20 protein-coding genes are annotated in these 23,819 nt (G+C 65.0%); 6 read left to right on the top strand and 14 right to left on the bottom strand.

Annotated features, from left to right (window positions below; translation table 11 throughout):
• Positions 1-106: 106 nt before the first annotated feature.
• The 4 genes from J3U95_RS24595 to J3U95_RS24580 all read right to left on the bottom strand — a co-directional run bounded on the left by J3U95_RS24595 (position 107) and on the right by J3U95_RS24580 (position 2,768).
• Positions 107-724, bottom strand: a complete 618-nt coding sequence (locus J3U95_RS24595) for a hypothetical protein (RefSeq protein WP_208281265.1) — start codon at positions 722-724, stop codon at positions 107-109.
• Between the two features lie 25 nt (positions 725-749).
• The gene (gene lgt / locus J3U95_RS24590) at positions 750-1,559 is read right to left on the bottom strand and encodes a prolipoprotein diacylglyceryl transferase (protein WP_208281264.1); all 810 of its coding nucleotides are present in this window, start codon (positions 1,557-1,559) and stop codon (positions 750-752) included.
• Positions 1,560-1,572: 13 nt separating this feature from the next.
• Positions 1,573-2,475 (bottom strand): LysR family transcriptional regulator, encoded by a 903-nt coding sequence (locus J3U95_RS24585; RefSeq protein ID WP_208281263.1) that lies wholly within the window; start codon positions 2,473-2,475, stop codon positions 1,573-1,575.
• A 68-nt stretch (positions 2,476-2,543) separates the two neighbouring features.
• Positions 2,544-2,768: a TIGR04438 family Trp-rich protein gene (locus J3U95_RS24580; RefSeq protein ID WP_208281262.1), complete on the bottom strand. Its 225-nt coding sequence runs from the start codon at positions 2,766-2,768 to the stop codon at positions 2,544-2,546.
• Positions 2,769-2,949: 181 nt separating this feature from the next.
• Between J3U95_RS24580 and J3U95_RS24575 the strand changes: the two genes are divergently transcribed.
• Complete coding sequence (locus J3U95_RS24575) at positions 2,950-3,258, top strand: c-type cytochrome (RefSeq protein ID WP_109346562.1); 309 nt, start codon at positions 2,950-2,952, stop codon at positions 3,256-3,258.
• A gap of 592 nt (positions 3,259-3,850) precedes the next feature.
• A complete protein-coding gene (locus tag J3U95_RS24570) occupies positions 3,851-4,417 on the top strand; it encodes a DUF3617 domain-containing protein (protein WP_208281261.1) in 567 nt (188 codons plus the stop codon).
• 25 nt (positions 4,418-4,442) lie between these two features.
• On the opposite strand, the gene J3U95_RS24565 is transcribed toward J3U95_RS24570, so the two are convergent.
• Entirely contained in the window at positions 4,443-5,579 is a 1,137-nt protein-coding gene (locus tag J3U95_RS24565; protein WP_208281260.1) for a branched-chain amino acid ABC transporter substrate-binding protein, read from the bottom strand.
• Positions 5,580-5,658: 79 nt separating this feature from the next.
• On the bottom strand, positions 5,659-6,693 hold the full coding sequence (locus tag J3U95_RS24560; RefSeq protein WP_208281259.1) for a CHAD domain-containing protein: 1,035 nt from the start codon (positions 6,691-6,693) through the stop codon (positions 5,659-5,661).
• Positions 6,694-6,903: 210 nt separating this feature from the next.
• Between J3U95_RS24560 and J3U95_RS24555 the strand changes: the two genes are divergently transcribed.
• Entirely contained in the window at positions 6,904-8,073 is a 1,170-nt protein-coding gene (locus J3U95_RS24555; protein WP_208281258.1) for an L-dopachrome tautomerase-related protein, read from the top strand.
• Positions 8,074-8,128: 55 nt separating this feature from the next.
• Here the strand turns inward: J3U95_RS24555 and J3U95_RS24550 are convergent, their stop codons facing one another.
• The 8 genes from J3U95_RS24550 to folD all read right to left on the bottom strand — a co-directional run bounded on the left by J3U95_RS24550 (position 8,129) and on the right by folD (position 17,201).
• Entirely contained in the window at positions 8,129-8,776 is a 648-nt protein-coding gene (locus J3U95_RS24550) for an SIMPL domain-containing protein (protein ID WP_208281257.1), read from the bottom strand.
• A gap of 110 nt (positions 8,777-8,886) precedes the next feature.
• Positions 8,887-10,416: an FAD-dependent oxidoreductase gene (locus J3U95_RS24545; protein WP_208281256.1), complete on the bottom strand. Its 1,530-nt coding sequence runs from the start codon at positions 10,414-10,416 to the stop codon at positions 8,887-8,889.
• A gap of 70 nt (positions 10,417-10,486) precedes the next feature.
• Complete coding sequence (locus J3U95_RS24540; RefSeq protein ID WP_208281255.1) at positions 10,487-12,628, bottom strand: NHL repeat-containing protein; 2,142 nt, start codon at positions 12,626-12,628, stop codon at positions 10,487-10,489.
• Between the two features lie 133 nt (positions 12,629-12,761).
• Positions 12,762-13,094: an H-NS histone family protein gene (locus J3U95_RS24535; protein WP_109346568.1), complete on the bottom strand. Its 333-nt coding sequence runs from the start codon at positions 13,092-13,094 to the stop codon at positions 12,762-12,764.
• 143 nt (positions 13,095-13,237) lie between these two features.
• Positions 13,238-13,663, bottom strand: coding sequence for a DUF2486 family protein (locus J3U95_RS24530; protein ID WP_208281254.1), 426 nt, complete (start codon positions 13,661-13,663; stop codon positions 13,238-13,240).
• Positions 13,660-14,085 carry a DNA polymerase III subunit chi gene (locus J3U95_RS24525; RefSeq protein ID WP_208281253.1) on the bottom strand — a complete coding sequence of 142 codons (426 nt, stop codon included), beginning with the start codon at positions 14,083-14,085 and terminating at the stop codon, positions 13,660-13,662. Before J3U95_RS24525 ends, J3U95_RS24530 begins: the two co-directional genes overlap by 4 nt.
• A gap of 53 nt (positions 14,086-14,138) precedes the next feature.
• The gene (locus tag J3U95_RS24520) at positions 14,139-16,208 is read right to left on the bottom strand and encodes a M3 family metallopeptidase (RefSeq protein ID WP_208281252.1); all 2,070 of its coding nucleotides are present in this window, start codon (positions 16,206-16,208) and stop codon (positions 14,139-14,141) included.
• A gap of 84 nt (positions 16,209-16,292) precedes the next feature.
• Positions 16,293-17,201, bottom strand: coding sequence for a bifunctional methylenetetrahydrofolate dehydrogenase/methenyltetrahydrofolate cyclohydrolase FolD (gene folD / locus J3U95_RS24515; protein ID WP_208281251.1), 909 nt, complete (start codon positions 17,199-17,201; stop codon positions 16,293-16,295).
• Between the two features lie 329 nt (positions 17,202-17,530).
• On the opposite strand from folD, the gene aceE reads away from it, so the two are divergent.
• From aceE to lpdA, 3 genes are all read left to right on the top strand, one after another.
• On the top strand, positions 17,531-20,227 hold the full coding sequence (gene aceE / locus J3U95_RS24510) for a pyruvate dehydrogenase (acetyl-transferring), homodimeric type (RefSeq protein ID WP_208281250.1): 2,697 nt from the start codon (positions 17,531-17,533) through the stop codon (positions 20,225-20,227).
• Between the two features lie 67 nt (positions 20,228-20,294).
• Positions 20,295-21,962, top strand: coding sequence for a dihydrolipoyllysine-residue acetyltransferase (gene aceF / locus J3U95_RS24505; protein ID WP_208281249.1), 1,668 nt, complete (start codon positions 20,295-20,297; stop codon positions 21,960-21,962).
• Positions 21,963-21,975: 13 nt separating this feature from the next.
• The gene (gene lpdA, locus J3U95_RS24500; RefSeq protein ID WP_208281248.1) at positions 21,976-23,799 is read left to right on the top strand and encodes a dihydrolipoyl dehydrogenase; all 1,824 of its coding nucleotides are present in this window, start codon (positions 21,976-21,978) and stop codon (positions 23,797-23,799) included.
• Positions 23,800-23,819: the final 20 nt, after the last annotated feature.

The raw sequence follows: 23,819 nt of genomic DNA, 5'->3' as shown, positions 1-23,819 counted from the left end.
GAGGGCTCCGTTCCGTGGAGCCTCATTGTCGGACCGCACAGGACGCCGTTCTGTGCGTTCCCCCACTCAATAGGCGCTCATGCGGATGCCCAGGTGCGGGCGCTGCTTATCGCAGGTCGAGGAGGCAGCCCTGAGCCTTGCCCTTGAAATCGTTCCAGTCAGCGAGCATGCCTGGCTCGCCAAGTTGTCCTACGGTGACCGTTTGCTGCGAAACGAAGTGGGTGAATTCGTCGGTCTTCCCGTTCAGCAGCAGCGTCAGCGCATACATCTCGGGGGCGCCGCCAAACTGGGGAACCCTCCGGTGAAGGGCCGATTCCAGGACGGAGAGGTCCGCAAGGTGCGCAATACGGTCCTTCGCGTCGCTGACGATGTAAGACATCAAACGGTCGATTTCCGGCTCGATCTCCGTTCGATCCGTCATCACGATCTGGCGCTCGCCTGGCAGGATGACGCCGAGCGGTTCGGCCAGGGTGGCGATGCGGCCAGGCTGGTATTTCTTGCCCCTGATGCTGTCCATGCATCGCATCACCGGAACACAATGAACGCCGATATTCGGATTGATCCTGACGAAATCCCGGTGTTTCGCGATATTCAGGCCAACCCACCCGAGAACGGTCTCGTTGATCGGGCAGTAGGCCGTGCCGCTCGTCGTCCTGAAGCCGATGTCCTTGAGAGCAGCGGCGCACCTCTGCTCGATCTCCTTGCTGGTGATGTCCAGCGCCATGCCGTTGTTTGTCCCGGTTCGCCTGTCAGGCGGTCACAGGTCGGCCCGGCGCCTGGCGGTAAGCCCAGGCCAGCATGACGAGGGCGGCGACGATCATCGGCAGCGACAGCACCTGCCCCGAGGTGATCGGCAGGCCGAACACGGTGGTTTCCCAGTCCGGCACGCGGAACCACTCGGTGAAGAAGCGCGCGCAGCCATACAGCAGGGTGAACATGGCGCCGACCGCGAGGCGCGGACGCGCCTTGCGCGCGAACAGCCACAGGATCACGAATACCAGCACGCCGTCGACCAGCGCCTGGTACAGCGGCGACGGATGGCGCGGGCCGGCCACGCCGGGCCACAGCATCGCCCACGGCAGGTTCGGGTCGGCCAGGCGGCCCGGCAGTTCGGCGTTGATGAAGTTGCCCATGCGGCCGGCGGCATAACCGAGCGGTACCAGCGGCGCGATGAAGTCGTAGACGTCGAGCAGGTTGCGCTTGCGTTTGCGCGCCCACAGCGCCATCGCGATCAGCACGCCCAGGAAGCCGCCGTGGAAGGACATGCCGCCCTTCCAGATCATGAAGATCTCGAGCGGGTGCGCGAGGAAGTACAGCGGCTGGTAGAACAGCACTTCGCCCAGGCGGCCGCCCACGATCACGCCCAGCATCCCATAGAACAGCATGTCGTCCAGGTCGTCGCGGGTCCAGCCCTGCGCCGCCACATGCGGCATGCGGATGCGCACCCGGCCCAGGATGATGAACAGGGCAAAGGCGACCACGTACATCAGGCCATACCAGTGGATTTGCACCGGGCCGAGCGAAATCGCGATCGGGTCCGGCTGCGGATGAATCAGCATAGTCAGTCTCTCTTCAATTCTTCAAACATTCCAGGAAGCCCCTCAGCACGGGCGAATCGTTGTCGCGCCGCCAGGCCAGGCCGGTTTCGGCCAGCGGCGCCGGATCGATCAGGGCACGGTATTCTACGCCGGGACGCATCAGGTTCGACACGGATTGTGGCACAAGTGCCAAGCCCATGCCGCCGGAAACCAGGCTGACGATGGTCTGCATCTGGATCGCTTCCTGGCCGATGGTGGGCAGCACGCCGGCCGCGCGAAAGCAGGCCAGGATCGCATCGTGCAGGCTGGGCGCCACCGTGCGCGGGAAGATCACCAGCGGCAGCGGCGGCAGGTCGCGCAGGCGCACCGGGCCTGGTTTTTCCAGCGCCGACAGGCCGCTCGGTGCGCACAGCACCAGCGGTTCGTCGATGATCTTGAGGTAGTCCAGGGCGCCGTCGGCCATGACGTCCGCGGCGCCCGGCTGTGGCGGAATCACGAAGCCGGCGTCGATGCGGCCGGAGAGCAGTTCGTCGAACTGGACGTCGGAGGTCGCCTCCTGCAGCACCAGGCGCACGGCCGGATAGGCGGCGCGATAACGGCGCAGCACGTCGGGCAGCATGCCAAGACCGGCGGTCGAGACGAAGGACAGGGCCAGGCGGCCCGCTTCGCCGCTGGCCGCGCGCCGCACCAGCTCGGGCAGCGCGGCGGCCTCCTCGAGGATGCGGCGGGCTTCCGGCAGCAGGGCGGCGCCGGCCGCGGTCAGGCCGACCATGCGCCGGTTGCGCACGAACAGCGGGGCTTTGAACAGTTCTTCGAGGTTGGCGATGCTCTGCGACAGCGGCGGCTGGGTCATGTGCAGGCGGCGCGCGGCGCGGCCGAAATGCAGCTCTTCGGCCACGGTGACGAAATGGCGCAGCTGGCGCAGTTCGGGATGCATGGGGGATGATTGGACAGACTGTGATATGTCCAATGTATCACAGCGCCGAGTGGATCGGCCGGGCCGGTTCAGCGGCGCTTGTCGAGGGTCTTCTTGACGCGTTCGTCGCGGCGCTTGTCCTGGAGCTCGTGTTCCTTTTTCTTGTCGAGTCCGAGGATCTTTTCGATGTACTCGAACCAGATGAAGGCGAGCACGAACAGCCCGGCAATGACCCACCAGGACAGCTCGGCAAAACGCCAGACCTCGAAGAAGCGCAGTGCGGCCAGGGCGACGATCAAGAGGATGAGTGGCATGATGTAAAAGCTCCTTCAGGTTTCACATCTTACAAAGAAAAGAATGCCGACGGGCAAAAGTTGCTATTTTCTTGTTACAGGATATTGGTAAACGTGGCGATCGCGTTACAGAGTGTATCGACCTCTTTGGCCTGCGGGGAAAGGGGGTAGAATCCAATCAGTCATAAACTCGGAGAAACAAATGAAGCGGTCCCTGATGTTGTGTGTGGTGCTGTCGGCTTTCGCGTCGTCGGGTGCGTTCGCCCAGGCCGACCTGGCCAAGGCCAAGAATTGCATGGCTTGCCACACCGTCGCCACCAAGCTGGTCGGTCCTGCCTACAAGGACGTCGCGGAAAAGTACGCGGGCCAGAAGGGCGCCGAGGACAAGCTGGTGCAGAAGGTGCTGAAAGGCGGCTCGGGCACCTGGGGCCCGATCCCGATGCCGGCCAATCCGCAGGTGAGCGAGGCCGAAGCGCGCTCGCTGGTCAAGTGGGTGCTGGCGACCAAGTAAGCGTTACACCTTATCCGTAAAAAGCGCGCCTGCGTGAGCGAGGCGCGCTTTGTCGTTTACGGCTTCGCTTCAGCCGTTGTACGGGATCGCGCCGCGCATTGCAACTGCTGGCGGGCCGCCCGCCTTTTCCCAGGCCTTGCACGAACTGCAATTCATCGTAGAACGTCCCAGTAGGGTCGAACGTTCCAATAGGGTCAGTGTCGAATTAATAAGAAATTTCCACAAAACCTTACGAATTAATTAGGGTCGGAGTCGAATTCTTTGACAACTTTTTGCGCAAACGAAAGGCGCTGTTGATTTTAGATGCCGTGAAGATGTAGGTCCCCGGGCAGAAGATGATCGCTTTGGGCGAAATCAAAACCAGCCTAACGATTGCTTGTGCAAAGTCGCATTGCGGCGGACTGGTATGGCAACGCGCCATTGGAACGACGGCCGGCGCGGGAAAATTGCTCAATAATTCGACTCCGACCCTAATTAATTCGTAAGGTTTTAGGGAAATTGCCAATTAATTTTACTCTGACCCTAATGGGATTGCGCGCGCGGCGGTAGAGCGAGGTCGGCTACACTGGTGGCCCACTCACCAGGAGCGAATATGAGACTGATTCGGACCGCCAGCATCGCATTGAGCATGGCAACCTTGTGCGCAGCGAATGCGTTTGCACAGCAAGTCAACATCAAGCCTGGACTGTGGCAGATCGACATGACACTGCCCGGCCAGGGAGGGGGCAATCAAATGGCGGGCATCGCTGCGTTGATGAAGAGCCAGATGGCCTCGATGTCGCCGGCGCAGCGCGCGGAGATCCAAAAAAGGCTGGGTGCCAGTGGCACGGAATTCACGGACGATGGCTTGCGCACCAAGCAATGCATCACGAAAGAGGACATCGCGAAGTTCGACGTATTCGGTAAAAAAGGTCCGGACGGCTGCACCAGGAACGCGACGCCCACTACGGGCGGCATGAATGTCAGCATGCAGTGCACCCAGCCGCAAATGAAGATCGATGCCGTCGTGAAGACCCCGAGCGAGACGGCCTATACCTTCGATTCGACTGCCACCGTGGCCGGTCCGAACGGCGTGATGGTGACCCAGAAAACCACCGGCTCGGGTAAATGGCTGGGAAGCGACTGCGGCAATGCCGCGCGGGTATCCGGCGAGGGGTGAATGCGTTCCGCGCGGGGCGTGACGATCAGCGGATCACGTCCATCCGCGTGCGTTTGCCGCCCTTGTAGGTGTACAGGGTCAGGGCGCCATCGAGGATGTCGCCCGACGGATCGAACTGGATGGTGCCGGTCACGCCCTCATATTTGATCTTCTTGAGCTCGGGCCGGTACTTCGCCGGCTCGGCCGATTTCGCCTTCTGCATCGCGGCCGCCATCACCATCACCGAGTCGTACACATACGGCGCATACAGCTGCACCTCGAGCCCCGTTTTCTGCTTGAAGCGATTGCGGAAGTCGGCCATCACCTGCTCTTGCGCGCCTTTCACGCCACCCGCTTCGGCGCACACGACTTTTCCTTCGCCGACCGCGTCGCCCGCCAGGCGGCCCAGCGCCGTGGTGCACATGCCGTCGCCGCCCATGAAGCGGGCGTCGATGCCGAGCGCCTTCATTTGCTTGAGCATCGGGCCGGCCACCGCGTCCATGCCGCCGAAGAAGACCAGGTCGGGCTTCTTGGCGCGGATGGCGGTGAGGATGGCGGTGAAGTCGGTGGCGGTGGCGCTGGTGAACTGCTTGTCGACGATGCGCACGCCCGGCCCCTTGGCGGCCTTCGCGAATTCGGCGGCCACGCCCTGGCCGTAGGTGGTGCGGTCGTCGATGACGGCGATGTTCTTGACCTTGAGCGTCTCGACCGCGTACTTGCCGAGGGTGCCGCCAAGCTTGGCGTCGTTGGCGACCACGCGGAACACGCCCGGGAATTTCTGTTTGGTGAACTGGGTCGCGGTGGTCGCCGGCGACACCTGCACCAGGCCGGCGTTGTGGTAGATGCGCGAGGCCGGCACGCTGGTGCCGGAGTTCAGGTGGCCGACCACGCCGTTGACCTTGGCGTCGACCAGTTTCTGCGCCACCGCCGTACCCTGCTTGGGATCGCTGGCGTCGTCCTCGGCCAGCAGCTGCAGGGTGACCTTCTGGCCGTTGATCGTGAAGCCCTTGGCGTTGAGTTCATCGATCGCCATGCGCGCCGCATTTTCGTTGTCCTTGCCGAGGTGGGAGTTGGGGCCGGAGACCGGCCCCACGTGGCCGATCCTGACGACCGGCTGGGCATGGACGCCGCCCGCGGCGGCGAGGGCGAGGGTGAAGGCGAGGGACCTGGTGCAGAACCGCATGGACGACTCCGAAGTGGTGAATTGCAGAGCAACGTTACAGCAAATCGCGATCTTCGGAAAGCGGTAAATACAGCCTCGTTCAGCGCGTGATGCGGCGCCTGGCGACGTCCGCCAGCGTCTTCGCCAGGCCCTGGGCGCCGGCCTCGCTGCTGGCGGCCATGTAGCCGCGCACGTAGGCGGCCTGCCTGGCGACCTGGCTGCTGCCGCCCTTGAGTTCCTCGAGCAGGTGGTCGGCCACCGCCATGTCGTTCAGGAGGCCAAGGCGATCCTGCAGCTTTTCGAGGTGGCCGACGTAGCGCTTGACGCGGCGCGCCGGCAGCAGGTCGCGGAAGAATTCGGCCGCGTAGCGCGCCTTCTTGGCGGCGATGCGCACCCGGTGACGGCCCGGCGCGTCGTCCTCGTCGAGACCGTCAATGCGTTTGGCCAGGCGCTTCTCGGCCTTGCGCAGCAGGGGCAGGGCGGCCCTGGCGGCGCGCTCGGCCAGGGGCGAATCCTTGTCCAGGGTGGCGTCAAGGCGCCAACGGCGTTCGCCGAGCCATTCGTTCAGCTGCGTCATCAGCTCGGCATAGCGCGGCTCGCGCAGCACGTTCAGGATGTGCGCGTGGTGGGCATTGGCACGTTCATGCGCGGCCTGGCGTAGCGCCGTCGCGTCGAAGCCATGGACCCGGTCGAGGGTGGAGTCGGCCAGCACGTCCCAGTCGCGCGCCGGTCCCAGTTCGCCGGACAGCCATTCGATGTCGGCATGCAGGGCGACCGGCGGCGCGGCCAGGTCCTCGAACATGGCAAGCAGCGCGCGCAGGCGGCGCAGGCCGACCCGCATCTGGTGCAGGCTTTCGACGTTTTGCTTCAGCACGCCCGGCACGTTCGCTTCGATCTGGTGCACGCAATTGAGGCCGATGGACTGGAAGGCGTCTTCCAGCGTCATGCGCCCGCGCAGGCGCACCGGTTCGGCCTTCACCGGGCGGATCGGCTCGTCCTTCGGCAAAGGTTGATCCTGTTGGGGCTCGGATGGCGCCATCGGTGCGGCCTGCTGCTGGACTTGCTGTTCGGTCGGCGGCGCGATGGCCGCGTCTTTGCCTTCGGGCGCCAGTTTTTCTTTCTGTTGCTTACTCATGCTGGTTCCTTTCACGGTAGGGAAGCGCAGCGGCAAGGCGGATCGCAAAGAAGTCTGTGTCGATTTTCACTGCAGGCGTGAAAGTGCTACCCACTCCGCTGGCTGTTTCGCTGCCACGAGAAATCCTATGCTTCTCCCGACAACGAGCTGGACAGATCGATCATACGCCGGGGAACCGTCCAGCTCGCCCATACATGACAGGAGAATGACATGATGCATCCAAAGCCCCTCGCGCGCTTGTGCGCCGCCATCGCCATCGCCATCGCCGTCCCGGGCGCGGCCCAGGCGGCGCAAGCCGCCGCACCCATCCCGACCATCGGCCAGCTCGAACGTGTGGCCGCCTTCGACGGCCCGATGCCCACCGGCGTCACCGTGGCCGAAGGCAACCGTATCTTCGTGAACTTCCCGCGCTGGGGCGATGACGCGCCCTATACGGTGGCGGAAATCCGCGACGGCATGCCGGTTCCGTACCCCGACGCCGCCATCAACCGCACCGATCCGGGCGATCCGGCCCGCGGCCTGCTCAGCGTGCAAAGCGTGGTCGCCGATGGCCAGGGTCGCCTGTGGATCCTGGACACCGCCGCACCGGGCTTCGCCGCGCCGAGGCCGGGTGGCGCCAAGCTGGTGGCGGTCGACCTGAAGACCGACAAGGTGGTCAGGACGGTGGTGTTTCCGCCCGATGCGATCCTGCCGAGCACCTACGTCAACGACGTGCGTTTCGATTTCCGCGTCGGCCGCGAGGGCGTGGCCTATGTGACCGATTCGTCCCTGAGCGGGCCGGGCGCCATCATCGTGCTCGACCTGGCCACCGGCAAGGCGCAGCGCCGCCTGCAAGGGGATCGCTCCACCTCGGCCGACCCGCGCTTCGTGCCGCGCGTGGAAGGCCGGGTCTTGCAGAGCCGTGGGGCCGATGGCAAGACCGCGCCGTTCCGGGTGGCGTCGGATGGCATCGCGCTCTCGCCCGACGGTGAAACCCTGTATTTCAGCCCGCTCTCCAGCCGTCATGGCTACGCGGTGGCCACGCGCCTGCTGCGCGATCCGGCGGTCAGCGAGGCGGCGCTGGCGCTGGCCGTGCGCGACCTGGGCGAGAAGGGCGCGTCGGACGGGCTGGAGACCGATGCCGCCGGCAACCTGTATGCGACCGACTACGAGAACAATGCGATCCGCCGCCTTGAAGCCGATGGCAGCTGGCGCACCATCGCGCAAAGCCCCGAGCTGCTGTGGCCCGATACGCTCTCCGCCGGTCCGGATGGCTACCTGTACGTCACCGCCAACCAGCTGCACCGCCAGGCCGGCTTCAACGGCGGCAAGGACCTGCGCGCCAAGCCGTACCGCCTGCTGCGCATGAAGATAGGGCACGGGCCGGCGCCGACGCGCTGATGTTACTTGCCGATCCGGTAGATCACGTCCACGCCCTGCACCAGCTTCTGCACCGTCACCAGCAGCTGATCGCCCGGTGTGGACACCGGGCTGTAAGCGGCCCGTCGGTGGCCAGTCCCATCGCGTTCGACAGGTTCTTGAGCGGCGCCAGCGCAACGCCGTTCGCCGGTCCCAGCCTGGCGCCGATGCCGCGCGCGATGTTCTGCGCCTTCTGGCGCGCCGCGCCCAGGGCCTGGCTCACCAGTTCGGCTTCGATCTTGTCGGCGTCGCTGCGGCTGAAGGCGACCGCCAGCGATTCGACGTTCGGCATCGTCATCAGGGCCTGGATCAGCGCCGTCCACCCATCCAGGTCGCGCACCGTGGCGTGGACCGCGGCGCGGGTCTCGATTGCCTGCACCGTATCGCCCTGCTTGAGTGGGCGACGCAGCAGGTCCTGCACCGAGATGTCCTCGACCGCCACGCCATGCTGCGCGAGCAGCGCGCGGCTGGCCTCGAGCCGTTCGCTGACCAGCTTCCAGGCCGCTTCCAGGTCGGGGTCCAGGCTGACGATCTCGAAATCGATCTCGCCCGTGTCCGGCATCACGTGCAGGTTGGCGGCGGCGTTGACGTGGATGAACGGGTAGGTCGGCAGGTCGGCAGCCTGGGCGGGGGTGAGTGCGGTGCAGGAAACGATGGCGAGCGTGGCGGCGAGTTTCTTCAGCATGACGGTCCTTGTGAGGCGGGAGGATTCCCGGCGAAAGCCAGATTAGATGATCTAGACATCGATGTCTAGAAGTGTCATGGCATTTCATGCCGGACGGGTATCGCGCGCCGTCAGTCGCAGAAGCGTCGATAAGCACGGTTGCGGAAGTAGTGGGCGACGGCGTCCGCCCCACCGCTCGGATCGCACAGCGCGACGTGACCATCCGGCCGCACGAGATAGTGGGCGTTGCGTGCGAAACCGGCTGCCTCATGGCGCTCGGTCCAGGTGAGTTCGCGCATGGGCATGCCATGAAGCAGGCACCAGGCGCGCAGGCCGTCGCCGGCCTCGCCATAGACCTGCACCTGCCAGTCGATCTTCTCCAGCGGCGCGTGGTTGTCCACGCCATCGGCCTCGACCCAGGGCAGCCTGTCTCCGGCCTTGATGCTCCCCGTGCTGCCGACGCTGAGCGGGCTGTCGTGGTAGCTGATCGTGATCTGCGAGACGATCTTGAAGATCAGTTCGCGCACCGCGTCGACACCATAGGCGACCGTGGCGAACAGCGGCGCGATGCGGGTGCGCACGAAGTCGGCGAAGTTGCCCTCGGCCGTGATGAAGTTGAACAGGCGGTCGGTGGTGTCGACCAGCTTGCGCGCGAACGCCAGCCGTTCGGTCTCGTAGCTGTCGAGCAGGCTGTCCGGCGCCTCGTGGCGCACCACGGCGGCCAGCTTCCAGGCCAGGTTGACGGCGTCACCGATGCCGGTGTTCATGCCCTGGCCACCGGCCGGACTGTGCACGTGGGCGGCGTCGCCGACCAGGAATACCTGGCCGCTGCGGTAATGGCTGGTCACGCGGTGGTGCACGCGGTAGGTCGAGAACCAGTGCACCTGGTCGACCCGCAGGCCCAGGCTGGACAGGGCGCTGTGGCCGACGTCGTCGAAGGTATAGGGGCCGGCGCCGCCGACATGGGCGCCGTGCACGGTGCCGACCAGGCGTCCGCGGCCGGTGTTGGTATAGGGCAGCATGATGACGAAGTCGGACGTCTCGAGCGAGACGTGCACCTCGCCGTCGGCCGCCACGCCGGCGGCCTGGACGTCGGCCACGTAGAAGACGTGGTCGTAGGTGCCGCCCGGGAAGCCGGCGCCGAGCTTCTGGCGCACGGTGGAGCTGGCGCCGTCGCAGCCGGCCAGGAAGCGCGCCTCGCATTCGCGCAGGCCGCCGTCCGGGTCGCGCAGGCGCGCCACCACGTAATCTTCGCGGTCCTCGAAGGCGACCAGCTCGACCGGCCGCTGGACCTGGACCCCGGCCTGCTCGAGATGGCGCAGCAACAGCCGCTCGTGCAGGTCTTGCGGATACACCAGCACGAAGGGGTAGGGCGTGAGCTTCTCGCCCGCATCCTGGAACGACAGGCGCGCGCGGCGCTTGCCGCGCACCCACATATTGAGGGCGATGTTGCGCTTGCCGGCGGCGATCGTCTCGTCGGCCAGGCCGAGCTGGCGGTACAGCTCCAGGGTGCGCGCCTGGACCGCCATCGCGCGCGAGGTCGTGCCGGACTGCGCCGCCTTGTCCACGACCGCGACCTTGACTCCCTGGTGCGCCAGCCACAGGGCCAGCACCAAGCCGGTCGGCCCCGCGCCGGCGATGAGCACGTCGTACCTGTCCACCGCCGCCTCCTTCATCCTACTCAGATACCGGCGTGGCCCGATGGTTCCGTGGCGGGCGGCCGAGAGGCCTTTACTCTACTACTTCGAAGTCCAGGTCGCGCCCCTCCTGCGCCAGATTGCCGGCGAAGTCGGCGGCGTGGATGCGCAGCGTGTAGCGGCCGGGCGCGAGCTCGCCGATGCGCCAGCTGCCGGTCTCGATCTCGCCGTCCTGCAGGCGGTTGTTGAGCGCGTAGTCGAACTGGGTCGACTTGCTGCCATAGACCGTGATGCCGCTGGTCGGCGCATAGACGGCCTTGACGGCGTCCTGGTTGCGCGGCAGGCGGTCGAAGACCTGGGTGATGACCGGCTGCCCGAAGCCGGGCAGGGGCGTGCCGTCGGCCTGCAATAGCTGGTAGCCCAGCTTGTACAGGCCGAGCTTGCGGCGCGCCAGGTTGCCGTTCACCTGGTCGTAGGCGTTGACGACCACCTGCACCTCGCCCAGGCTGCGCGCCAGGCGAATTGGCTGGCCCTTCTTCGCCGTGATGCGCTTGCCGGCGCCGTCGTACAGCGCGATGCGCTGGATGAACGGCGGCACGGTGTCGGTAAAGCCCGTGAAGGGGAGTGTGAGCGGATTGACCACCGTGCCGCCCTGGTAGTAATCGAGGTGGACGTGGGCCATGGCATTGATGGTGCCGAGCGCATCGCCCACCGCGAAGCGGGTGCCGCGCGGCACCCGCACGCGTTCCGCCTTCCCTTTTGCATCGCGCAGGATCTGGAAGCGCGGATCGAGCGGCCGGCCCTGCGGGTCGCGGCCGACGCGCATGTGGATGTACGAGAGCGGGCCCACGCTCAGGCCTTCGCTGAGCGTATTGAAGCCCCAGTTGGCGTGCGGGTCGGTCACTTTCGACGGGAATACCGCCAGCACCTTCGCGCCGACGTCGGCGCGCACGTCCAGGCCGGCGTGGAAATGGTGGCGGCTGTCGCCGTTGTAGGCGCCGCGCACCTCGCCCATCACGCCGACGACTTCATGGACCATGTCTTGCGGGCCGACCGGCCACGGCATCGGCTCGGTGCGCGTGACGAGCTCCGGCCGCGCCAGTACCGGCGCGGCTTCGCCCTCGCGCGGCGGCGCCAGCAGGTGCACGCGGTGGGCATTGGCGTCGGCCACCACCAGGCTGCCGTCGCGGCCGACCGCGATGCCGCGCGGGCCGTACAGTTGCACCGTGCCGTCGCTGCCGAAGCCGTTCGGATCGGGCGGGCGGTCGGCGTCCTGCAGCGGACGCATCTCGCCTTCCGGCGTCAGTTGCAGGATGCGACCGCCGGAACTGGCGGCGATGTACAGGTAGCCGTCGCGTGTGAGCGCCAGGCCCGCCGGGCGCCGCAGCGGCGGCCGGACGTCGCCTTCGAGCGGGATCGCCAGCGTGTCGACCGTGCCGTCGGTCTTGATGCGGCGCACCGCGTGGTTGCCGGTGTCGGCCACGTACAGCGTGCCGTCGCGGCCGGCCGCCAGCGCGCTCGGGGTGTCGAAGCCGGCGTCCGGCAGCGCGCCGTCCAGCAGGCCGGGTTTCCCATTGCCGGCCAGCGTCGTCACCGTGCCGTCGGGCGCGATGCGGCGGATGCGGTCGTTGTAGGTGTCGGCCACGTAGACGATGCCGGCATCGTCCACCGCGACGCCGACCGGGCCGTTGAACTGGGCTGCACGGCCAACGCCATCCAGGTAGCCGGGGCTGCCGCTGCCGGCCTGCGTGGTGACAAGGCCGTCGGGCGCCACCTTGCGAATCGCATGGTTGCCGGTGTCGGCCACGTACAGATTGCCTTCATGGTCGAGCGCCAGCGCGGACGGGGTGTGGAAGGCGGCCGCCGCGCCGATACCGTCGGCAAAACCTTCCTTGCCCCCGGCCAGCGTCGAGACCGCGCCGTCGGGCTGGATCAGGCGGATGCGGTTGGCTTCGCCGCCGTCGGCAACGTACACCACGCCGCGCGGGCCGATGGCCACGCCATAGGGATCGCTGAAGCGGCTGGCGCTGGCCGGCCCGTCGATCACGCCGTCACGGCCGTCGCCCGCCAGCAGGCTCACGCGCGCCGGCCAGAATGGCGTGGTCTTCGTAACGGGAGGCGTCAGGATGGCCAGGGCGCCGGGGCGTTGTTCGATGGTATCGGTGAAGTAGACGGCCGTGCCGATGGCCAGGATGGCGGCGCCTACGAGCGCGGCGATGAGGGAAGTTCGTTTCACTGGTACGGCCGGGTGATTGCTGAGCCTGCAATCTTAGCCGAAACCATCGATGAGACGGAAAACAGGAGGGGGGGCGCCGCCGGACGTGGTCACGGCGGCGCTCAGGAACTGCTTTGACAGGGTAAAGCCGGGATCAGATACGCAGATCGTCCAGCGACTTGCCCTTGCCCAAGGCTTCCACTACCCATTTCGGCTGACGGCCGCGGCCGGTCCAGGTCTGGGAATTGTCGGCCGGGTTGTGATACTGGGGATTCACCTTGGCGCCGCTGCCCGCTTTCTTGCTTTTGCCAGTGCCCTTGGCCAGCAATTCTTCCACCGAGATTCCCATATTCTGGGCGATCTCGAGAATCTGCTCGCGCGCTTTCTTGACGTCTTGCTGCTGGCGGTTTTTGATCTCCTTTTCGATATCGAATTGAAGACCCTTCAGCTCGGCGAGGTTATAACCCGACAGATCGATGTTTGCCATTTTGTTTCATCCTTGATTAGGTGATTCGATTCGTTTCGAAGTGCCGCGCAGGGATTTTACTATTTAATCGCCGAATATGAATGACAATCGTGCGCGGGGTGATTTCGAATCAAATCGATGGCAAATCGTTAATGCATATGGGGTTATTTTCCCAAGGTCTTGAGATGGGCAATTTCTTGTGAAACGGCGCGGCTCACGACCTGGCCCAAGGATTCATGCAGGCTTGTGCGAATTTCGGCCGAAAAACCCGCCATCGCTTTATCCACCGCTTCGGCGATGCCATCGCGCAGCCGCTGTTCGAGCACGAAATCGATCCGGCCCTGCAATTGCTGCAGCACGCGTTCGGTGAGACGGCGTTCCATGACGCTCCACTGCTCGCCGCTCCAGCGGTCGGCGGCCCGCCGTTCCAGGGCTTCCGGGGACTCCGCGTCGTCGTCGCTGGCGCTGGCGGCGACTGTCGCAGCAGCGGCGGGAGCGGCCGATGCTACTGCTGCTACCGGCGCCGGCGAGTCGGCGACGACCTCGGTCAATACGGGAATGCTGGCATCGAAAGCGGTATCCTGGTTCATGTCTGTCCTGCCACGAAGTGGGTCAATGGATAGGATTGCCTTTTATATGCGACATAGCGTTTGCGTCCCTCTGCGGCATCGTCTTCATCAAGCGAAATGATTTCGAACACGCGCGCGAATTGCGCGAAATTGTTCGGCGTACGGCGCGTGAGGTTCACCAGCATATCGTGGTGCGGCAGCGTCGCGTCTTCATTATCGGTAATCACGATCGGAGTTTGCGGCGCCAGCGGATCGCCGGCCAGCACGTGCGGAATGAAATCGGTATCCCCCACGTTCCACAGCGCCGCATTCAATGCCTCGGCCTGTTCAGTGCTTTCTGCCAGCACCACGACTTTGGCACGCGCGCCATATGCCTTGCGCGCCAGCCGGCAGGCATAGGACAGCTTATCGGGAATATTCGTGTGGAAGTCGATCCGGGTCATGTCATCACTGAAAAGAGGAGGGCTTTCGCCCTCCGGTGCAGTTCATTAATTCTTCAGGCATTCATGCCGCTATGGCGCAGCAGGGCGTCGATAGAAGGTTCGCGGCCGCGGAAGGCCTTGAACGATTCGAGCGCCGGACGCGAACCGCCCACGGCGAGGATCTCGCGGTGAAAGCGCCGTCCGGTCTCGAACAGGTCGGCCCCGCCTTCGACGGCTTCCTCGAACGCGGCATAAGCGTCGGCGGACAGCACCTCGGCCCATTTATAGCTGTAGTAGCCGGCCGCGTAGCCGCCCGCGAAGATATGGCTGAACGAATGCTGGAAGCGGTTGAACGAAGGCGGCGTGATGACGGCGAAGTTGCGGCGGATGTCGTCGACCAGGCTTTGCACTTCCTGGTTGTGCGGATCGAAATCGTAATGCAGGTGCATGTCGATCAGCGAGAACTCGACCTGGCGCAGGGTCTGCATCCCGGACTGGAAGTTCTTCGCCGCCAGCATCTTGTCGTACAGCGCGCGCGGCAGCGGCTCGCCGGTCTTGTAGTGCGCCGTCATCTGCTGCAGCTTGTCCCACTCCCAGCAGAAGTTTTCCATGAACTGGGACGGCAGCTCCACCGCATCCCATTCGACGCCCGAGATGCCGGCCACCGACAGTTCTTCGACTTCGGTCAGCATATGGTGCAGGCCATGGCCGAATTCGTGGAACAGCGTGGTCACTTCGTCATGCGTGAACAGCGACGGCTGCAGCACGCCGTCCACCATCGCCGGCGGCGTGAAATTGCAGACCAGGTAGGCGACCGGCGTCTGCACCGTGCCGCTGGAGAGCAGGCGGCGGCCGCGAGCATCGTTCATCCAGGCGCCCTGCGCCTTGCCGGCGCGCGCATACGGATCGAGGTAGAACTGGCCGACCAGCTGGCCATTGCGCTCGATGCGGTAGAAGCGCACGTCCGGGTGCCACACGGGCGCGTCCTCGGGGATGACGTCGGCTTCGAACAGCTGGCGGATCACGCCGAACAGGCCTTGCAGCACCTTATGTTCGGGGAAGTACTCCTTCACTTCCTGGGCCGAGAAGGCATAGCGCTTCTCGCGCAGCTTTTCGGAGGCATAGGTGACGTCCCAGGACTGCAGGTCGTCGATGCCAAGCTCGGTGCGCGCGAACTCGCGCAGTTCAAGCAGGTCCTTCTCGGCATACGGACGCGCGCGGCGCGCCAGGTCTTCGAGGAATTCGATCACGTGCTGCGGGCTCTGCGCCATCTTGGCCACCAGCGAGACGTCGGCGAAGCTGCCGTAGTCGAGCAGGCGCGCCTCTTCGTTGCGCAGCTTGAGCAGGTTGACGATATTTGACGAGTTGTCCCACTTCTCGACTTCGGTGAACATGATGCCGGCGTCCGATGCCTTGGTGGCGCTGGCGCGGTAGATTTTTTCGCGCAGCAGCCGGTTGTCGGCGAACTGCAGCACCGGGAAGTAGGACGGGAAGTGCAGGGTGAACTGCCAGCCTTCCTTGCCATCGCGCTCGGCGGCGGCTTTCGCCGCTGCCTTTACATCGTCGGGCAGGCCCGCGAGTTCGTCTTCGTTCTCGACTACCAGCTTGTAGTCGTTGGTCGCGTCCAGCACGTTTTCCGAGTAGCGGGTCGACAGCTGCGACTGCTGTTCCTGGATCTCGGCGAAGCGCGGCTTTTTATCTTCCGGCAGTTCGGCGCCGCCCAGGCGGAAGTCGCGCAGGGCGTTTTCGACGATGCGCTGGCGCACAGGATTGAGGCTGTCCCAGTGCGGGCCGTTGCGCAGCTGCCTGTACTTGGCGAACAGCGCCTCGTTCTGGCCGATGGCGGTGGAGAACTCCACGACCTTCGGCTGGTTCTCGTTATAGGTGGCGCGCAGTTCGGGCGTGTCCACCACGTGGTTCAGGTGGCCGACCACGCCCCAGGCCCGGCCCAGGCGTTCGCTGGCATCGTCGAGCGGGGCCAGGGTGTCCCAGGTGACGTCGTCCACCGGGGCTTCGAGCTGGGCCACCACGGCGTTCGCTTGCGCGATCAGCTGTTCGATGGCGGGCGTGACGTGCTCGGGCTTGATCGCGTCGAAGCGCGGCAGGCCGGAAAAGTCGAGGAGGGGATTGGTAGCGGTCGTCATCGTAGTCCTTCCATATTCGTTAATCACTGGTACGCCGAACGCTCATGCCATGGCCAGTGAACCGGCCATGGCGCCATGACTGGCTTACGCCAGGCCTGGTTTCGGTTCCATGCCCGACGCCTGCCCAGCTGGCGGCTGGCCGCTGGCGTGCACGCGCTCCGCGGACTCGAGGGTATTCATCAACAACATCGTGATCGTCATCGGACCGACGCCGCCCGGCACCGGAGTGATGTGCGATGCCATCTCGGACACGCCCGCGAAATCGACATCGCCGCATAACTTGCCCGCGTCGTCACGGTTCATGCCGACGTCGATCACGATCGCACCAGGTTTGACCATCTCTGCGGTGAGGGTATTGCGGCGGCCGACGGCGGCCACGATCACGTCGGCCTGGCGGGTGTGGTAGCCCAGGTCCGGCGTTGCGCTATGGCAGATGGTGACGGTGGCGTTGGCTTGCAAGAGCAACAGGGCCATCGGCTTGCCGACGGTATTCGAGCGGCCGATCACCACTGCGTGCTTGCCGCGCAGGTCGATGCCGGTGGTCTCGATCAGCTTCATGCAGCCATACGGGGTGCAGGGGCGAAAGCCCGGCAGGTTGGCAACCAGCTCGCCGGCCGACAGCACCGAATAGCCGTCGACGTCCTTGGCGGTCGAGATGGCCTCGATGACTTTCGACGGATCGATGTGCTTCGGCAGCGGCATCTGCACCAGGATGCCGTGGATGGCCGGATCCACGTTCAATGCTGCAATGCGGTCGAGCAGGGCTTGCTCGGACAGGTCGGCCTCGTATTTCTCGAGCACCGAATGGAAGCCCACGTCGCCGCAGGCCTTCACCTTGTTGCGCACATAGACCTGGCTGGCCGGGTCTTCGCCGACCAGGATGACCGCCAGGCCAGGTTGCTTGCCGGCGGCAGTGAGTTTGGCAGCGCGCGCGGCGATATCTTCGCGCAGTTGTTTGGAAAGGAGAACTCCGTCGATCAGTTGTGCAGGCATGGTGAAGGCTCGTCGCTGGGCAAAAACAGAATTATACGACCCACGCATGCAATCTCCTCCGTTCAGCCTATAAATCCCCCGTTTTTCGCCGTTCCGAAGATGCTTCGGTATACGATGTTCGTTGATCAGAAGTGCAGTGTTTCCCTATAAAAATTGTGCACTTGCAGCATGGGATTTTGCATTGTGAAATCGCATATCGCAATTTGAAAATGCCAAAATCCACTGGTAGAATCCATTGGTTTATCAAAAAGTTAGTTTGAAAATTCACTACTCGCCGCCAGCCTGCGCAGGGATCGGGTCGGGGCGCACCACTCTAGGAGACGCATGACATGTCAGCTCAACTCGACCAGTTGACCGCGCAAGCCGCCAATGATCCGGACGCGATCGAGACCAAGGAATGGCTCGATGCGCTGGAAGCGGTGATCGAACATGAAGGGACCGAACGCGCCCATTACCTGATGGAGCGCCTGGTGGACCTGGCGCGCCGCCGTGGCGCCCACGTTCCGTTCTCGGCCAATACCGCCTACGTGAACACCATCCCGGCCCACCTGAACCAGAACTCGCCGGGCAATCTCGAATACGAAGAGCGCCTGCGCTCGTGGATGCGCTGGAACGCGATGGCGATGGTCGTCAAGGCCAACCGCGCCGACGGCGACCTGGGCGGCCACATCTCGTCCTTCGCCTCGCTGGCCAACATGCTGGGCACCGGCTTCAACCACTTCTGGCACGCCCCGACCGAAGACCACGGCGGCGACCTGCTGTACATCCAGGGCCACTCGTCGCCCGGCATCTACGCGCGCGCCTTCCTCGAAGGCCGCCTCTCCGAAGAGCAGCTGCTGAACTTCCGCCGCGAAGTCGACGGCAAGGGCCTGTCGTCGTACCCGCACCCGAAACTGATGCCGGACTTCTGGCAGTTCCCGACCGTGTCGATGGGCCTGGGTCCGCTGATGGCGATCTACCAGGCGCGCTTCCTGAAGTACCTGCACGCGCGCGGCATCGCCAAGACCGACAACCGCAAGGTCTGGGTCTTCTGCGGCGACGGCGAGATGGACGAGCCGGAATCGATGGGCGCGATCGGCATGGCCGCGCGCGAGCGGCTGGACAACCTGGTCATGGTCGTCAACTGCAACCTGCAGCGCCTGGACGGTCCGGTGCGCGGCAACGGCAAGATCATCCAGGAACTCGAAGCCGACTTCCGCGGCGCCGGCTGGAATGTCGTCAAGGTCATCTGGGGCTCGCAGTGGGATCCGCTGCTGGCCCAGGACAAGGACGGCATCCTGCAGCGCGTGATGATGGAAACCGTCGACGGCGAATACCAGAACTACAAGGCCAAGGACGGCGCCTACGTGCGCAAGCACTTCTTCGGCAAGCATCCGAAGCTGCTCGAGATGGTCTCGAAGATGAGCGACGACGACATCTGGCGCCTGACCCGCGGCGGCCACGATCCGCACAAGATCTACGCGGCGTTCAAGAACGCGCAAGAAAACAAGGGCACGCCGACCGTCCTGCTGGTCAAGACCGTCAAGGGCTTCGGCATGGGCAAGTCGGGCGAGGCGCGCAACACCGCCCACCAGACCAAGAAGCTGGACGACCAGGCGATCCGCGACATGCGCGACCGCTTCAACATCGCCATCCCCGACGACCAGCTGGCCGAGATCCCGTTCTTCAAGCCGGCCGACGATGCGCCCGAGATGGTGTACCTGCACGAGCGCCGCAAGGCCCTGGGCGGCTACCTGCCGCAGCGCCGCGAGAAGGCCGACGAGCAGCTGGTGGTGCCCAAGCTCGAATCGTTCAAGGGCGTGCTCGAGCCGACCGCGGAAGGCCGCGAGATCTCGACCACCCAGTCGTACGTGCGCGTGATCACCAGCCTGCTGAAGGACGAAAGCATCGGCCAGCGCATCGTGCCGATCCTGGTCGACGAATCGCGTACCTTCGGCATGGAAGGCCTGTTCCGCCAGATCGGCATCTTCAACCAGCAGGGCCAGTTGTACGAGCCGGTCGACCGCGACCAGGTGATGTACTACCGTGAAGACAAGGCAGGCCAGATCCTGCAAGAGGGCATCAACGAAGCGGGCGGCATGAGCTCGTGGATCGCGGCGGCGACTTCGTACTCGTCGAACAACCGCACGATGATCCCGTTCTACACCTTCTACTCGATGTTCGGCATGCAGCGCGTGGGCGACCTGGTCTGGCTGGCCGGCGACATCCGTGCGCGCGGCTTCCTGATGGGCGGCACCGCCGGCCGCACGACGCTGAACGGCGAAGGCCTGCAGCACGAAGATGGCCACAGCCATGTGATCGCCGCGACCGTGCCGAACTGCCTGCCGTATGACCCGACTTTCGGCCACGAAGTCGCCGTCATCATCCAGGACGGCTTGCGCCGCATGGTGGAAGAACAGGAAGACGTGTTCTACTACATCACCATCATGAACGAGAACTACCCGCATCCAGGCCTGAAGCCAGGCCAGGAAGAGGGCATCCTGAAGGGCATGTACCTGCTGCAGGAAGGCGACAAGGAAGCGTCGAACCGCGTCCAGCTGATCGGCTGCGGCACCATCCTGCGCGAATCGATGTTCGCCGCCGAGCTGCTGAAGAACGACTGGGGCATCGCCGCCGACGTGTGGTCGGCGCCTTCGCTGACCCTGCTGGCGCGCGACGGCCAGGACGCCGAGCGCTGGAACATGGTCAACCCGGAACTGCCGCAGCGCGTGCCGTACGTGACCGAGCTGATGCAAGCTACCTCCGGCCCGATCGTCGCGACCACCGACTACATGCGCATGTTCGCCGAGCAGATCCGCGCCTTCATGCCGAAGGACCGCACCTACAAGGTGCTGGGCACCGACGGCTTCGGCCGCTCGGATTCGCGCGTCAAGCTGCGCGAGTTCTTCGAGGTGAACCGCTACTACGTCACGGTTGCTGCCCTGCGCGCCCTGGCCGACGAAGGCAAGATCGACCGCGCCATCGTGTCGCAGGCGATCGCCAAGTACGGCATCGACCAGAACAAGCCGAATCCGGTGACCCAGTAATGCTCGCCGCCGCCGTTCCCGGGGAACGGCGGTTGCAAGGCAAACGAACAATAACGGAGCTAACACTATGAGCGTTGTGGAAGTCAAAGTCCCCGATATCGGCGACTTCAAGGAAGTCGAAGTCATCGAACTGATGGTCAAGCCGGGCGATACCATCAAGGTGGACCAGTCGCTGGTGACCGTCGAATCGGACAAGGCGAGCATGGAGATTCCATCGAGCCATGCCGGCGTCGTCAAAGAGATCAAGGTAAATGTCGGTGACAAGGTCGCCATGGGTTCGCTGGTGCTGCTGCTCGAGGAAGCCGGCGGTGCCGCCGAAGCGCCTGCTGCTGCTCCGGCAGCCGCGCCTGCCGCCGCTGAAAAACCGGCCGACAAGCCTGCCGAAGCGCCGGCCGCTGCCGCCCCTGCGGCATCCGGCGGCCCGGTCGACGTGACCGTGCCGGACATCGGCGACTTCAAGGAAGTCGAAGTCATCGAACTGATGGTCAAGGTCGGCGACACGATCAAGGTCGACCAGTCGCTGATCACGGTCGAATCGGACAAGGCCAGCATGGAGATCCCATCGAGCCATGCCGGCGTCGTGAAAGAACTGAAAGTGAAGGTCGGCGACAAGGTCGCCAAGGGCTCGCTGGTGCTGGTGGTCGAAGCCACTGGTGGCGCGCCTGCAGCAGCACCTGCCGCAGCAGCACCTGCACCCGCCGCAGCTGCTCCTGCAGCCGCACCGGCACCTGCGCAAGCATCGGCGCCAGCGCCAGCGCCAGCGCCTGCGGCTGCGCCAGCCGCGCCAGGCGTCACCGGCTCCAAAGCCCACGCCTCGCCATCGATCCGCAAGTTCGCGCGCGAGCTGGGCGTCGACCTGGGCCGCGTGCCGGGCACCGGTCCCAAGGGTCGCATCACCCAGCAGGACGTGCAGACTTTTGTGAAGGGCGTGATGGCTGCGCCAGCCGCAGCTCCAGCAGCTGCAGGCGGCTCGGGCGCCGGCATCGGCGGCATCAACCTGCTGCCATGGCCGTCGCTCGACTTCTCGAAGTTCGGTCCGACCGAAACCGTGCCGCTGTCGCGCATCAAGAAGATCTCGGGCCCGAACCTGCATCGCAACTGGGTCATGATCCCGCACGTGACGCACTTCCATGAAGCCGACGTGACCGACCTGGAACAGTTCCGCGTCGATTCGAACGCCGCGCTGGCGAAGCAGAAATCAAACGTCAAGCTGACCATGCTGGCCTTCGTGATCAAGGCAAGCGTCGCGGCACTGAAGAAGTTCCCGCAATTTAACGCGTCGCTGTCGGAAGACGGCGCGGCCCTGATCACCAAGCAGTACTACAACATCGGCTTCGCGGCCGACACCCCGAACGGCCTGGTGGTCCCGGTCGTGAAGGATGCGGACAAGAAGACCATCTCGCAGATCGCCACCGAGATGGGCGAACTGTCGGGCCAGGCGCGCGAAGGCAAGCTGCCGCCGACCGCGATGCAGGGCGCGACCTTCACCATCTCGTCGCTGGGCGGCATCGGCGGCACCAACTTCACGCCGATCATCAATGCGCCGGAGCTGGCGATCCTGGGCCTGTCCAAGTCGGCGATGAAGCCGGTGTGGGACGGTTCGAGCTTCCAGCCGCGCCTGATGCTGCCGATGTCGCTGTCGTACGACCACCGCGTGATCGACGGCGCCGGCGCCGCGCGCTTCGCCGCGTACCTGGCCGACGTGCTGGCCGACCTGCGCAAGACCCTTCTGTGATTGGAGCGCCCAGATGAGCACTGTTGAAGTGAAAGTCCCGAACATCGGCGACTTCAAGGACGTCGAAGTGATCGAGCTGATGGTCAAGGCCGGCGACACGATCAAGGTCGACCAGTCCCTGATCACCGTCGAATCGGACAAGGCCAGCATGGAGATCCCATCGACCCATGCGGGCGTGGTGAAGGACATCGCGGTCAAGGTCGGCGACAAGATCAACGAAGGCACGCTGCTGCTGACGGTGGAAGAGTCGGGCGCTGCCGCGCCTGCGGACAAGCCGGCCGACAAGCCTGCTGCTGCAGCACCTGCAGCCGCGCCTGCCGCGCCGACCGAATCGCAAGCGCCAGCCAAGCCGGCGCCTGCGCCGGCCACGCCGGCTGCAGCCGCGCCGAACGCGTCGAGCTACTCGGGCCAGGTCGACATCGAATGCGAGATGATGGTGCTGGGCGCCGGCCCTGGCGGTTACTCGGCCGCCTTCCGCGCCGCCGACTTAGGCATGAACACCGTGCTGGTCGAGAAGTACGCGACCCTGGGCGGCGTGTGCCTGAACGTCGGTTGCATTCCATCGAAGGCGCTGCTGCACGTGGCGCACATCATGGATGAAACCGCGCACATGGCGGACCTGGGCGTCTCGTTCGCCAAGCCGCAAGTCGACATCGACAAGCTGCGCGCGCACAAGGATGGCGTGATCAAGAAGATGACCGGCGGCCTGGCCTTCATGGCCAAGGCGCGCAAGGTCAATGTGGTGCAGGGCGTGGGCCAGTTCCTGAGCCCGAACCACATCGAAGTCACCGGCCCGGATGGCGGCAAGAAGGTCGTCGCCTTCAAGAAGGCGATCATCGCCGCCGGTTCGTCGGTCGTGAAGCTGCCGTTCGTGCCGGAAGATCCGCGCATCGTCGATTCGACCGGCGCGCTGGAGCTGCGCCAGGTGCCGAAGAAGATGCTGGTCATCGGCGGCGGCATCATCGGCCTGGAAATGGCGACCGTCTATTCGTCGCTGGGTGCGCGCATCGACGTGGTCGAGATGATGGACGGCCTGATGCAGGGCGCGGATCGCGAGGCCGTCAAGGTCTGGCAGAAGTTCAATGCCCACCGCTTCGACAACATCATGACCAAGACGAAAACCGTCGGCGTGGAAGCGCTGCCGGAAGGGATCAAGGTCACCTTCGAAGCCGCCGAAGCCGGCGCGACCTCGCCAGAACCGCAGCTGTACGACCTGGTGCTGGTAGCCGTGGGCCGCAGCCCGAACGGCAAGAAGATCTCGGCCGACAAGGCCGGCGTGACGGTGAGCGATCGCGGCTTCATCGCGGTCGACAGCCAGATGCGCACCAATGTGCCGCACATCTTCGCCATCGGCGACCTGGTGGGCCAGCCGATGCTGGCGCACAAGGCGGTGCACGAGGCGCACGTGGCGGCCGAAGCGGCCCTGGACAAGAAGACCCACTTCGACGCCAAGGTGATTCCGTCGGTTGCCTATACCGATCCTGAGGTGGCATGGGTCGGCCTCACCGAGGACGAAGCCAAGCAGAAGGGCATCAAGGTCGAGAAGGGCCACTTCCCGTGGAACGCCAGCGGCCGCGCGGTCGCCAACGGCCGCGACGAAGGCTTCACCAAGCTGCTGTTCGACGCCGAGACCCACCGCATCGTCGGCGGCACCATCGTCGGCACCAATGCCGGCGACATGATCGGCGAGATCGCGCTGGCGATCGAGATGGGCGCGGACGGCGTGGACATCGGCAAGACCATCCACCCGCACCCGACCCTGGGCGAGTCGATCGGCATGGCGGCGGAGGCCTATGAAGGCGTCTGCACCGACCTGCCGCCGCCGAAGAAGCGCTAAGCCGCAAAAAGCTGGGGTCA

Origin of the sequence: Massilia oculi, assembly GCF_017582745.1 — a bacterium.
Lineage (GTDB): Bacteria > Pseudomonadota > Gammaproteobacteria > Burkholderiales > Burkholderiaceae_D > Telluria > Telluria oculi_A.
The sequence above is the reverse complement of the archived record's forward strand: the minus strand, read 5'-3'. Positions and strand labels throughout refer to the sequence as shown.

Coding starts and splice junctions, on each gene's coding strand:
- J3U95_RS24595 (WP_208281265.1), bottom strand. CDS start 724: ATGGCGCTGGACATCACCAGCAAGGAGATCGAGCAGAGGTGCGCCGCT.
- lgt (WP_208281264.1), bottom strand. CDS start 1,559: ATGCTGATTCATCCGCAGCCGGACCCGATCGCGATTTCGCTCGGCCCG.
- J3U95_RS24585 (WP_208281263.1), bottom strand. CDS start 2,475: ATGCATCCCGAACTGCGCCAGCTGCGCCATTTCGTCACCGTGGCCGAA.
- J3U95_RS24580 (WP_208281262.1), bottom strand. CDS start 2,768: ATGCCACTCATCCTCTTGATCGTCGCCCTGGCCGCACTGCGCTTCTTC.
- J3U95_RS24575 (WP_109346562.1), top strand. CDS start 2,950: ATGAAGCGGTCCCTGATGTTGTGTGTGGTGCTGTCGGCTTTCGCGTCG.
- J3U95_RS24570 (WP_208281261.1), top strand. CDS start 3,851: ATGAGACTGATTCGGACCGCCAGCATCGCATTGAGCATGGCAACCTTG.
- J3U95_RS24565 (WP_208281260.1), bottom strand. CDS start 5,579: ATGCGGTTCTGCACCAGGTCCCTCGCCTTCACCCTCGCCCTCGCCGCC.
- J3U95_RS24560 (WP_208281259.1), bottom strand. CDS start 6,693: ATGAGTAAGCAACAGAAAGAAAAACTGGCGCCCGAAGGCAAAGACGCG.
- J3U95_RS24555 (WP_208281258.1), top strand. CDS start 6,904: ATGATGCATCCAAAGCCCCTCGCGCGCTTGTGCGCCGCCATCGCCATC.
- J3U95_RS24550 (WP_208281257.1), bottom strand. CDS start 8,776: ATGCTGAAGAAACTCGCCGCCACGCTCGCCATCGTTTCCTGCACCGCA.
- J3U95_RS24535 (WP_109346568.1), bottom strand. CDS start 13,094: ATGGCAAACATCGATCTGTCGGGTTATAACCTCGCCGAGCTGAAGGGT.
- J3U95_RS24530 (WP_208281254.1), bottom strand. CDS start 13,663: ATGAACCAGGATACCGCTTTCGATGCCAGCATTCCCGTATTGACCGAG.
- J3U95_RS24525 (WP_208281253.1), bottom strand. CDS start 14,085: ATGACCCGGATCGACTTCCACACGAATATTCCCGATAAGCTGTCCTAT.
- J3U95_RS24520 (WP_208281252.1), bottom strand. CDS start 16,208: ATGACGACCGCTACCAATCCCCTCCTCGACTTTTCCGGCCTGCCGCGC.
- folD (WP_208281251.1), bottom strand. CDS start 17,201: ATGCCTGCACAACTGATCGACGGAGTTCTCCTTTCCAAACAACTGCGC.
- aceE (WP_208281250.1), top strand. CDS start 17,531: ATGTCAGCTCAACTCGACCAGTTGACCGCGCAAGCCGCCAATGATCCG.
- aceF (WP_208281249.1), top strand. CDS start 20,295: ATGAGCGTTGTGGAAGTCAAAGTCCCCGATATCGGCGACTTCAAGGAA.
- lpdA (WP_208281248.1), top strand. CDS start 21,976: ATGAGCACTGTTGAAGTGAAAGTCCCGAACATCGGCGACTTCAAGGAC.